This window comes from Membranihabitans maritimus, from assembly GCF_021729145.1.
GTDB classification, from domain to species: Bacteria; Bacteroidota; Bacteroidia; order Chitinophagales; family Saprospiraceae; genus Membranihabitans; species Membranihabitans maritimus.
Genome location: NZ_JAJSLW010000016.1, coordinates 1 through 8,376, shown reverse-complemented (window position 1 = coordinate 8,376; position 8,376 = coordinate 1). Strand labels below are relative to the sequence as shown.

General features: G+C 41.3%; 8 protein-coding genes. 2 read left to right on the top strand and 6 right to left on the bottom strand.

The window, feature by feature from the left end; genetic code table 11:
- On the top strand, nucleotides 1–185 hold a 185-nt coding region (locus LVD47_RS17235), incomplete at its 5' end, for a hypothetical protein (RefSeq protein WP_236979158.1).
- A 485-nt stretch (nucleotides 186–670) separates the two neighbouring features.
- The gene (locus tag LVD47_RS17230; protein WP_236979156.1) at nucleotides 671–856 is read left to right on the top strand and encodes a hypothetical protein; all 186 of its coding nucleotides are present in this window, start codon (nucleotides 671–673) and stop codon (nucleotides 854–856) included.
- 11 nt (nucleotides 857–867) lie between these two features.
- Here the strand turns inward: LVD47_RS17230 and trxA are convergent, their stop codons facing one another.
- The 6 genes from trxA to LVD47_RS17200 all read right to left on the bottom strand — a co-directional run bounded on the left by trxA (nucleotide 868) and on the right by LVD47_RS17200 (nucleotide 8,284).
- Nucleotides 868–1,248, bottom strand: a complete 381-nt coding sequence (gene trxA, locus LVD47_RS17225) for a thioredoxin (protein WP_236979155.1) — start codon at nucleotides 1,246–1,248, stop codon at nucleotides 868–870.
- 245 nt (nucleotides 1,249–1,493) lie between these two features.
- Nucleotides 1,494–2,579, bottom strand: coding sequence for a WD40/YVTN/BNR-like repeat-containing protein (locus LVD47_RS17220; protein WP_236979154.1), 1,086 nt, complete (start codon nucleotides 2,577–2,579; stop codon nucleotides 1,494–1,496).
- Between the two features lie 822 nt (nucleotides 2,580–3,401).
- Nucleotides 3,402–4,490: an MBL fold metallo-hydrolase gene (locus LVD47_RS17215; RefSeq protein ID WP_236979153.1), complete on the bottom strand. Its 1,089-nt coding sequence runs from the start codon at nucleotides 4,488–4,490 to the stop codon at nucleotides 3,402–3,404.
- A gap of 1,270 nt (nucleotides 4,491–5,760) precedes the next feature.
- Nucleotides 5,761–6,162, bottom strand: a complete 402-nt coding sequence (locus LVD47_RS24400; RefSeq protein ID WP_236979152.1) for a DUF3800 domain-containing protein — start codon at nucleotides 6,160–6,162, stop codon at nucleotides 5,761–5,763.
- Nucleotides 6,163–6,168: 6 nt separating this feature from the next.
- Nucleotides 6,169–6,555 carry a DUF3800 domain-containing protein gene (locus LVD47_RS24395; protein WP_236979151.1) on the bottom strand — a complete coding sequence of 129 codons (387 nt, stop codon included), beginning with the start codon at nucleotides 6,553–6,555 and terminating at the stop codon, nucleotides 6,169–6,171.
- Between the two features lie 907 nt (nucleotides 6,556–7,462).
- Nucleotides 7,463–8,284 (bottom strand): SOS response-associated peptidase, encoded by an 822-nt coding sequence (locus LVD47_RS17200; RefSeq protein WP_236979149.1) that lies wholly within the window; start codon nucleotides 8,282–8,284, stop codon nucleotides 7,463–7,465.
- Nucleotides 8,285–8,376: the final 92 nt, after the last annotated feature.

Sequence of the window (8,376 nt, the reverse complement as noted above, 5' to 3'; positions counted from 1 at the left end):
GAACTTCATCAGTCTTTACCTTCCTTACAAGCAAGACCTTCAAGGTTTTTTGTTTTGAACTGCACATTCCCGTTCTGTCATGGTTTTTGCAAAACGCAAAAACACACGCCAGAACTTCTAAGTCGTTTCTTACTTACCCCGGGTTCAACACCCGGGGTTATTTGCCACTAAAACAAATCATGTAGTCTCGGAATGGAAGGCTCGGTTCTCTCATCAGAGCTTGCCCACCCTCGCCATGGAAGGCGAGGTTCCTGTATTTACTGTAGCCTCGGGACGGAACCCTCGGTTCCCTCACCAGAGCTCACCCACCCTCACCTTGGAAGGTGAGGTTCCCTCATCAGAGCTTGCGCACCCTCGCCATGGAAGGCGAGGTTCCTTCACCGAAGATAGATTTACCATCTTCGATCCCGTTGGTCAACGGGATTGCGTTCAGTCATACCCTTGGTCCGACCTCCGGGTCGGACTACATTCGGTCATCTTAAGGGTTTCTTTTATTAATTTATTCCCATCAAACCCTTTCAACTCCTTTTTCTTTAAATGGTTTTGTTGATTGTAGGGTGGTCCCGGTGTAGGGGAAGGTCCATATCCATCACATTAGCAGCCTCCAGGGCATCCTGATTGCGGGCAATACATATATCCGGAAAAAATTTTGTTGACGTCAAGGGCCGGTATGAACTCCATAGACGAAAGATCCGGCACGGCAGGAGTCAATAATAACGTCATTTCCGACCCTGGGCTTCGATCCATGGCAGGATATTCACGGGAAACAAGCGGTGAAAGGATGTCTTCACCGTGTGCCTTCGACAAATTGACGGGCATACCCTTGGAATCACATCCGTTGATGCGAATCGGATGATCTGATTCCGGTCACGGAGTTTCTTGTGAAGGAGCTGTCGCAAGCAAGTTTTCCTCGATTATTTGCTTTAGTACCAGCTCCGAAAGTGCCCCATGTTGCATCATAAGCTGTCCTTCCATAGGGATGAATAGCAGTGACGGAATACTGCGAATCTGAAAGAGGGAAGACAATTCCCTTTCTGTTTCCGTATCCACTTTGTATATAATGACCTGATCTTTATATTCTTCGGAGAGTTTTTCCAGTACGGGAGATACCATTTTGCAGGGGCCGCACCAATCGGCGTAAAAGTCGATAATAGCAGGTTTATCCCCTTTATAGTCCCATTCCTCTTCTGTGGAATAATCAAAGATGTCGGACTTGAATTTTTGTGCTGTTAGTTTAATAGTAGCCATAATATTCTGTATTTTATTGTAAAGATAAGCAAGTACTTATTGATTCGCTGTGATGAAAGTTACAGAACCCGTATAAGGGGTGTCACTGTGACTTATTTTCAAAATGGTAGGGTAATCCGGGATACGCGGGTAATGTGCAAAAAATACACATGGGTTAATAATTTTGAATGGCCCCCTCACTAGCGTCACGGCGGGAAAACTTTCAAAATGAGCGAAATGTTGAGGATTATAATCCTTCACTTTCTCTACGTTTCTGAGTGGTTGCCCAGTTGTATTTCCATGGTGCTTGCATTCTTTTTATTCGTTGTCATTCCTTGACGTAATCCTTTTTCATTGCCACTTACGATGATAACAGTGTTATTAGATTTGATGTTTGTTATAGCAAGGTTGTCAGGCAAACCATTACTGTAGTGTTGCCAATGATCCTGTTCGCTACTTTTCCTGTAAACCCCGTCCCATTGGGCGGCAAATAGTAAATGATCCTTTTTAATCATGTCGAAAGTGTAAAGTGCTGCCGGTAATCCTTGTTGGATGCTTTTCCAGGTATTTCCATGGTCTGTAGATGAAAGCAATTCATTGTATGTCATTGCGTAAACACACTCGTCATCCGAACGGATATTATGAATAGAATACCCATCTAATATTTTTTTCCATTCCCTTTTACTATTTGCATTTGTATAGATGCCTTGATTAGTGCCTATATAAATACGGCCCTCAAATTCTGTAATCCCGTTAACTTGTAAAGAAGGGCTCCCAACTACTAATTGCCAGGATTTCCCTTGATCTGCAAGTAAATACAGGCCCGCCATGGTTCCTGCATATAATCTATTTCCGAGGGGAACAAGTTTGCGAATGGATAGATTCTCAAGCCCTTCTTTTACATTTTGCCAATGATGACCGTTATCTGAGGTATTGTACACTCCGTTTAACTGGGTGCCGATGTATACCTGGTCCTTGAAAAAAGCAAGTGACCCTAAATTATTCTTTTTGATTTCTTGAGCAGTCGGTAATGGAGTCCAAACCTGTTCCTGTGAATTGTAGAGATATATCCCATATTCTTTGGTAGCTATTCCTACGGAATGGTCGGAAACGGCCAATCCGCCAATACCCAGGGAGACGTTATCGGGCAATCCATGGCTTTTATCCTTCCAGGTTGTCCCGTTATCGTCCGAAAAATATACAATCCTATTTGTCGAAGTATCCGTATAAACAGATTGGGGATCTGATAGTTGCCCTCTCCGGGTGGTTCTTTCAGATTGTCCGGTACAGGAAATGAACATAATAACCATAACCAGTTTCCATCCGGGAATATTTATGCGATATTTTTCCAAATGATGTTATTTTACGTTTATGGTTTCTTTGCGGCAAATGCCCATGATTTTCACATCTTGAATCCTCTTTGTGTGGCACGTCATACCATTGATGAAACGTAGAATGACTATTTATATTGAAAAATTCTCCAACAGACTTCCGCTCTAAGGATTAAGTACCTTTATTTTTGATCGAATCGTCTGGCCTTTCGCAAAACCGTATCACCGCTTTACTGTCCACAAATGGCAACAGGTAATTCCCGGATTCCCCAGGTCCTGTCGGGATATAGGCCTGTTGTGGGTACACATCTATAATTAAGATTATATTGCCTTGGATCCATCGCGTATTTACCATATGTACCGTACCTACGGCACGGAAAGCAACAATTATACACTCGTTCTACCCAGGGTGAGTACCTACGGCACTCTCCGAAACGGTCCCAGCGGGACAAATCATGGATAGAAATAGTGTAGAAACAAGATTTTGCGTGCTGTGGGTATGCTGCAGAAGATCAATAGAGCAGGATATTACCAGAATATATTGATAAAAAAAAACGTGGGTTCAACAAAGAAAATAAGAGCTCTGAAGTGCCAGTCCCGACATGAATTTGTCGGGAAGCGAAATATGCCTAACGCTGGGTGCCAACCCAGGGTGGAAATCAAGGTAAAACGATGATTCTTGCATTGATTTGCACGAAGTCCTCATAGGGATGACTTTGCCAGATGCCTTGGGCATTGCATTTTCAGCAAAAATAATGACAGAATCAAATATTCGTCGAACTGACGGTAAATATAGCCCATTCTGCCTATTGTTTTAGTATCCGGGTTAGGGGCTGGCTGTTTTTAGTTTAGTTCTTTCCACCATGGGGTAAATATTTGTTTACTATTATTAAGATATATGATTTCTCCTATTATGGGTGTTACTAAAGGTAAATGGTATTTATTTTTGTTATGTTTTGATAGAAGTTCTAGTGGTTCGTCCCAGGGATGAAAAGCCAATTTGAATTTAGATGAATGTACGGGAAAAAGTCGCGCTGCTTTGAGGTCTAGCGTTGCTTTTAATACTTCTTCGGGCAACATATGCAATTCTTGCCAGGCTTTATTGTATTGTCCATTCTCAAGTATTGCAAAATCAAAACCGTCGAATTTTTTTCCAAGTTCAGCAAAATGAGTATCGTAGCCACTATCTCCACCCAGGTACATTTTGAAGGTAGGTGTTTGTAAAATAAATGAAAGCCAAAGTGTATTACTTCTTGTGAAACCACGACCCGAAAAATGACGTGCCGTTGCTGTGTGTAATGTTATATTGTTATCAATCACCACTTTTTCATTCCAGTCTTTCTCTATGATTTTTGATGAGTCAAATTTCCAGTGCTCAAAATGTGAGCCTACACCCAAACCACAAACTACGCGATTAATTTTGGGCTTTAATTTCAAAATAGTTTCATAATCCAAATGGTCGTAATGATCGTGGCTGATTAATAAATAATCAATAGTGGGCATATCATCTACCGTATAAATATCTGTTCCGGTAAATGACTTATTGGAACGGGGAATAGGCGAAGCATTACCACTAAAAACCGGATCTATTAAAAATCGAATTCCATTGAGCTGGATAAAATAGGAGGAATGCCCAAACCACACCAATACATCTTCGTTGACGGGCAGGTTTTTCAAATCTGTTTTTATCGAAGGGATGGTATCTAATGGTACCGTTCGGGGGAATTGGGTAAAAATAAAGTCATAAGCTATTTTTATCATCGAATATCCTTCTGTGATATAAGGGGTAGAATGTATGTTTTGAAATGTTCCCTCTTTGAAATTGGGTGATTTTTCCAGTACTTCAAGATGATTTTTGCTGGGGGCTTTTCCAAATTTCGGATGCTGCATATATAGAAAAATGGCGGCTATAATGAGAAGTACCGCACTCATAAAGAGTATCGTCATTTTTTGTATGAATTTCATGGTTGTAATGTAAAATAAGGATCATTAACTCTTGTGTCAGACACTAAATTGCTTTGGCAAAAGTAAAAGATATTGTTGTTAAATCTTGATTTTTCCTCATGCGCTAGCAAAAAGGACCGGATTATACAGGGAGACACCAGGCCGGCCCGGACAAATTTGTATGATATGAAACATATATTTACCCTGAGTTCGATGAATTTTTAGGATACAGAACACTTGAGAATAGTACGGTTCGACTAGAAAGGGCAAATGCATAGCGGACTATTTTGAGCTCCATTTAGGAAGAAGATCGCTGTTTTCAAGTGTTAACTCCAAAATGTAAATTCTCAAGCTTGGATCGACAAGGAGAATCTGCTGCATTCCCTTCCTTAGCTTTATCCCGATAAAGCTCCAGGAAGCTGCCTTGTATTTTCACCTTATGCCTCACGAACCTATAACTATTCGTCAAACTCGGATTAACTTAACGTGAGTTCGACAGCGTATATAAGAGCCCTGAAGGGGCGAAATATTACTAACCCTGGGTGGCCACCCCAGGGTGAAAAACAAGTTGAATCGTCGATTCTGGCATTGATTTTTTGCATTTTCAGCAAAAATAATGACAGAATCAAATAATCTTCGAACTGACGTTAATCTTTAATGACTCCGCTATTTCTATTTTTTATATCTCCGGACTATCTGGTTTTTCGGATAGGAGTGGACCAGGATTTGCTGAATTTTAAAGATAATAGGGAGGGGGCAGGAAACGAGAGTGGATTGACATGGTTTTAGCCAAGTACCCTTACAGGATATGAACCTGGGGGGCATCCTATCACAATGGATCCCCCTGGGATTTGCAAACGGGACCGGATGGTTATTAATATATTCTCCCGCTTGAAGGGGGCAGTGCGAACGGATTATACAAATAATTGGATGGTATCCCAACAAAAAAGACAGGTCTCGATCCGAAAATTCCCTTTGAATTCGCAGGTCCCTAACACTGTAGTTCTTTTCAAAGTCAATGGAAGAGACAGAGAAATATCTGCCGGATTAATTTTCTGCTAAATGTGAGTGGTCTATACGGGCAATTCAATAAATTTCCGGTTTCAAAATAAGAAAGTTAACAGAAGGTGGTCAGACAGACCAGAAGGTCTATAGGATAGAATGTCTGACTTCGGTAACATTGAGTTTGCTTAATCCACAAAACTTATGTATATTTATCCTGAACCACTGAAAGTCCGAATGGATCGTAGGTGGTGTTTTATTTTGGATAATGAACGATTCCATACTGATTGTTTCTTGAGGCTTTGGTGTTTAATACAGGAAGCAATCTGTCCATTGCAGACACCTCATCTCCATAGTTTAATACCTTCAAACTTCTTCGCGACCAGTTCCTCATTGGGTTCAACAAATTTCTTACACTATATAAGTATAGCGTATAAGCTACAATATCACTGATCTGAATAAAATAGGATTCTCTGCTGTCCTTTTCTATTGGATCCTCTATCATTCCCTCTATTTCCTTTCTATACGAGGCCCCAGATTGAAATCTTGAAGGGATATAATTTATTCTCTGGATCTTTCTAGCTGTTTTTCGCATTTTTCCAACTCTTCCCTTATCGCAGAATATCATATACCTGGAGCTCGGGTTTATCCTCTCCAACGTATTCTATATTCTTTGAATGGAATAGGTAAATGCTTTTTCCAACACATCATACGGTCGATGGCCGATTTTGCTTTTATCTATTACTACATTTATTATTTCCAGGTCTAAAATCACAATCAAATTTATAAAAAGGTCATAAATTTCTTTTCTGATCTGAGGGGAATATATGCCGTGATATGGATTTTTATCCATAATAAATTGACGGCAGTGAAATTCTTGCTTAATTGGAAAGTTGAAATCAAGCTTTAATTGTCTTCTAAATTCCACTATGTTCTCATAATTATCCTTCCAATTACTATAATGCATATAAATGGATGACAAGCAAAATATGGTCGAACTGAATCTTGGATAGCCATCATCACCGGATTCATCATAATAAGATATATACATTTCTTTGATTTTTACGTACTGTCAATCTTCAGGTGGATTATTTCATAGTTGCACAGCCACGAGATTAGCGGTATGGCTTTCAGCTAATTGTTCTGTAAGGAAATAGTAAAAGGGTTTAGGTCGATATCCCAGCACCACTATCACATGTACAATCCCTAATGTAACAAATTAAATTCAAAAACTAACTCTTAATCAGATACACCCCATCAAAATTATCTGAATATATGTAGTGATTATTCGTTATTAATAGGATTATGCCAAATAGGTTGGGGCGATTGTAAAGATGAGAAATACAACTGTTATAACCTTCTTCTTAATGTTTAACGTGAGTTCGACAGCGTAAATAAGAGCCCTGAATGGGCGAAATATTACTAACCCTGGGTGGCCAACCCAGGTTGGAAAACAAGTTGAATCGTCGATTCTGGCATTGATTTTTTGCATTTTCAGCAAAAATAATGACAGAATCAAATATTCGTCGAACTGACGTTAATGTTTAATGACTCTGCTATTTCTATTTTTTATATCTCCGGACTATCTGGTTTTTCGGATAGGAGTGGACCAGGATTTGCTGAATTTTCTGGATAATGGGGTGGGGGACAAGAAGTGAGAGCGGATTGTAATTAATATTCCTCAATTTTTTGTCGGTATTGCGAAAGTTTACGGAACCTCGTTGACGGGACCAGTTGAAGGACAGCTTGTGAGATGAGGACAGCCATAATGTATGGGAACAGGTACGAGCCGACATTTCTTATTTCATGTATTGTCTGATCTCGATGGTGAAGAAACCCGTTACTTCCTGGAGACGGTCCAGGGCGGGGGATATGCTTTATAACATGAGGCGTAAGCCCTATTCCCCTGCGCACATGCCAGGCGGCAAGGTTCTTCCGCCGGGGGAGGCGGGATGGAGTTAATTGGGATTATTGAACAAGTCCGGGCTTTCCCGACCTTTCACCTTTTCGATCATCGGCTCCAGGTGGTCTGCATACCAATTTTCGGGAAAAGTGTCATTGAGGTTCGGGCCGTGCGGCCGGTACAGGTCCCAGGATTTATTTTTGCCGGATTTGAGGGCGGGATCGATCCGGTAGGCATTGTATTCGGTGGAGTCGAAGGGTTTTAGTAGTTGCAGAACGGACTCGATGTCATTGTCCATATCCATCCACTGTTCGATTTCATCCCCTTCCAGGACTACCGGGGACCGGTGGTGGCCCACCTTATGGAGCAAGTCATTCGCTACGGTGGTCATGATGGCAAAGGTATTGATCTCCTTTTCATGCTCCTTATCCTCCCAGGTATCCCATATTCCGGCCAGGAATATAGAATGGTGTGGGTCCCGCTTGTGGATAAGATACGGCTTGCTGTATTTTTCCTTTTTCGGCCCTTCGATAAATCCGGTCACGGGAATGATACATCGCTGTGACTGTATAGCGGCCCTGAAAAATGGTTTTTTGGTAATGCCCAGCGGACCGTCGTACATCGGGTCGTTTTCTTTATTATTGTCGCCTTCAGACCGGGCATTGATCACATACATATTTTTCCTGGCCCAGAAAGGGGTAAATCCGAATTGGTAAAAGGAGAAATCATCCGGGGCTTTGGATGAGACCACAGCCGTCTTGTTCCCGACCCGGATATTGGACCGGTTCCAATCCATTAATTTTCCCCGGGCCTGTTTCATAGCTGCTTTATGATCTCCGGGAAATTCTACTTCCATTTGTACCGTACCTCCGCACATAGTATTTTTTTGTCCTTAAGATACTCATTTTTCAGTATTTGATCACTCTCCCTTTGATTTTCAGTTCCCGGGCCAGGGTGATGAGATTAAGG